The 2,878-nt window shown below is 30.1% G+C and carries 1 protein-coding gene and 1 pseudogene; one reads left to right on the forward strand and one right to left on the reverse strand.

What is annotated here, in order from left to right; all coding sequences use genetic code 11:
• Nucleotides 1-105 precede the first annotated feature (105 nt).
• Nucleotides 106-1,149, forward strand: a pseudogene (locus tag ACTQ5K_RS25270) (Sau3AI family type II restriction endonuclease); the annotation flags it as partial.
• A 363-nt stretch (nucleotides 1,150-1,512) separates the two neighbouring features.
• Here ACTQ5K_RS25270 and ACTQ5K_RS25275 read toward each other — a convergent pair.
• Nucleotides 1,513-2,640 carry an endonuclease NucS gene (locus ACTQ5K_RS25275; RefSeq protein WP_031537994.1) on the reverse strand — a complete coding sequence of 376 codons (1,128 nt, stop codon included), beginning with the start codon at nucleotides 2,638-2,640 and terminating at the stop codon, nucleotides 1,513-1,515.
• Between the last annotated feature and the right edge of the window lie 238 nt (nucleotides 2,641-2,878).

A 2,878-nucleotide genomic window follows, 5' to 3' on the forward strand; every position in this document is an offset into this window, starting at 1 on the left:
ATAAGAAAATCAAAAAAATAATTCAAAGTCAACTTGAACAGTGGATCGCTGGCCTTCCTAATTATATCAAGGCTTATTTGCCGATATCACTCTGCGAAAGTTGAGTTATTAATGTTTTATGAGTGGACACCAAATAATGAAAGAAATGATTATTATATAAATAAGAGTATTCTCTATTCTTTTCCAGAGGCAGATTTGGAAATCATTAAAAACGATTGGAAAGCAATTCTCGATAAAATTAAACAAGGAAAAGCACATGAATTATCCGAAGGAGACACCATATATTTAGGGGCATGTACAAAAGGAAGTAATAAAAATTCACTAAGAACTCAACCATTTTCGGATATTCCCGCAATGCAAAGAGCATATTCCTTAAAACAATCTTATATGACAGCTCTAGTAAGAAAACATATAAAGCAAGAAAATCTAGTGAATTTTGCTAACGCAATCGAATTACAGAAAAAAAGTTTTCATGAACTACTAAATGAAAAGTTTGCCCCCTATATTGGATTAACGGATGAAGAAATATCTAAGAAACTAAATATTAAATATAACAAGAGCTCCAAAAGTTTTATTCCCCAAATTATAAGTACTTTATTAGGCATAAAGGGGACAAAATTAGATAACATTGAAGAATTCGCAAAAGCTAATATACAATTTAAAACGATTCGATTAGAACCAAATGGTATTCCAAAAGAATCCATGTCATTTGAAAATATCGATTTTAATCAGTGGAAAAATGAAAGCTGGGAAGAAAGTTACATACGTAATCGCTTCTATGAAACGAAATTCCTATTCATTGTATTCCAATATAAGGAGCAAAAAAAAGATAACCCAAATAGGAAGTTATTTTTTAAAGGAATTAAATTATGGAATATGCCAGAAAATACTATCGAGTCAAAAATAAAAGAACTCTGGGTTGAGGTTAATAAACTATTGCATAGTGGTCTAAAAATTGAATATATAAAGCGCGGGGAAAATCTCGTTGAAACAAATAACTTTCCAAAAAGTTCTTTTAATGGTGTAACCCATATTCGCCCAAAGGGAAAAGATGGAAATGACAAGGTCGAATTACCAAATGGTCAATTAATTACTAAGCAATGCTATTGGTTAAATAATTCATATGTTTCAGAAATCATTAAAGATTAATAAACAAATAAAGAGAGGCTGGGACATAAGTATTTCAACTAACAGTAAACACGAACTATAATGTAATTATATTGTATAAAAGTTCGTGTTTGTTTTTTTAGAAAAAGGTTTAAAACCGAAGTGAAATGGAGCGGAGGACGGTCGACTCCTGCGGGAAATAGAGACGCTTTAGACCCCGCAGCGCAGCGAGGAGGCTCAGCTTCCTCCCCGGCGCATCGAGCGTCTGTAGCGCAATGGAACGTCTTGGTTTTTACACTTACCTATATTTAAAAACAGAGATTAAGTAGCTTTATTTAAGAGCTAAATTAAATATTGTTCGTCTTTAATGATTAGTTATTTTGTTTTGTCCCACCCTCTTTATTCTTATACTTCTTCAAAAACTAGTCTGTTTGTATTTTTATCATATTTATATTTGATGAATCTTACATTTCTCCATTCAGCAGATTCTGTGGGACGTCTTCCTTTAATATAATTCCGCTTGCAAATATTCTCTCTCTCCTTAATTACTTCCTCTGGAAAATCATATGCCACAAGAAAAGCTTCAATCATTGAATAATCTCCATGAGAGTATTCTTGATTAATCCAGTCTACATATTTCATCACCTGATTAATTGCTTCTTTATTCGCACCATCTCTTTTAATCTCTATTAATAAGTACTTAGAAATAGTATCAAAACCTTCAATATTTCTATATCCAAACATATCCATTTTATCCATATAATCAATTGGTTTAAACGGTGAAGCAATCACTTGGTGAGAAATATAATCCCACTTTCCAAATATACTTTCTTTATTATTGGTAATAATATCAGCAATATGAGCTTCAATTGCCATCTCATGCCTTATGTAATCTTCTTTAGAAGAGTATTTTAAAATATTCTCTGATGTTAAAGAATACTTATCGGATAATTTATGTTTTATACTATTTCGTAGCGATTCACTAAATGAGAATTTCCCTTGCCCTATGTTTAGATACTCTTCATTTCTCTTCAATATAATATCCCTTAGAGCCTTATTTTCTTCTTCATCAATTTTTATAAAAGATACCTTCCAGAATGCCCTTAAAATTCTAAATTTATCAGGATTAGAAGCTAAAACGTCATCCATGTCAATTCCTTTTTCAAAAAAACAGGGATAAGGATAGAATGAACAAATAAATCTATTATTAATAGAATTTTCAGATTCATCTAACAACAAACTATCTTTAATATATCCGTAGATTGGTATTTTAGGAATATCTGCATCAGGATAATTTAGAAATTTACAATCATTCTTGATATTTTTAAGAATACCTATTCCATAAATTTTTCTTTTAATAAAAAAATATACATTATCTCCTTCTTTCATAGTTAGATAGTCAGTTAAAGTTCCTTCATGGTGAGCTAACCAGCGATTATTCGTTGGCTCTGTCAAGTTAGTACTATAAATACCGTTATTTATAATTTTTTCAAGTGACTTCATATTATTTAAGTTAAATACATACCCTGCCATATTATCCCCTTATTTTTTGTTTTTTCTTGTTGTGCTATCTATTCACAAAAATAATACACCTAATATTTCCCATACTCTTTCAATTCTAATATTATCCACACATTAAATCAAATATATCAACATAAAAGATTGAGTCAAGTTTTTGTGGGAGTTTTTTTTAGCTCCCTTTTTATAAAGTAAAACTTCTAATTTTGTATCCGTTTTCTAAATGTTTTCTTTCATCAAAATTTCGTTTTTT

It is taken from the genome of Niallia sp. Sow4_A1 (assembly GCF_052116745.1).
In the GTDB taxonomy this organism is placed as follows: Bacteria; Bacillota; Bacilli; order Bacillales; family Cytobacillaceae; genus Niallia; species Niallia hominis.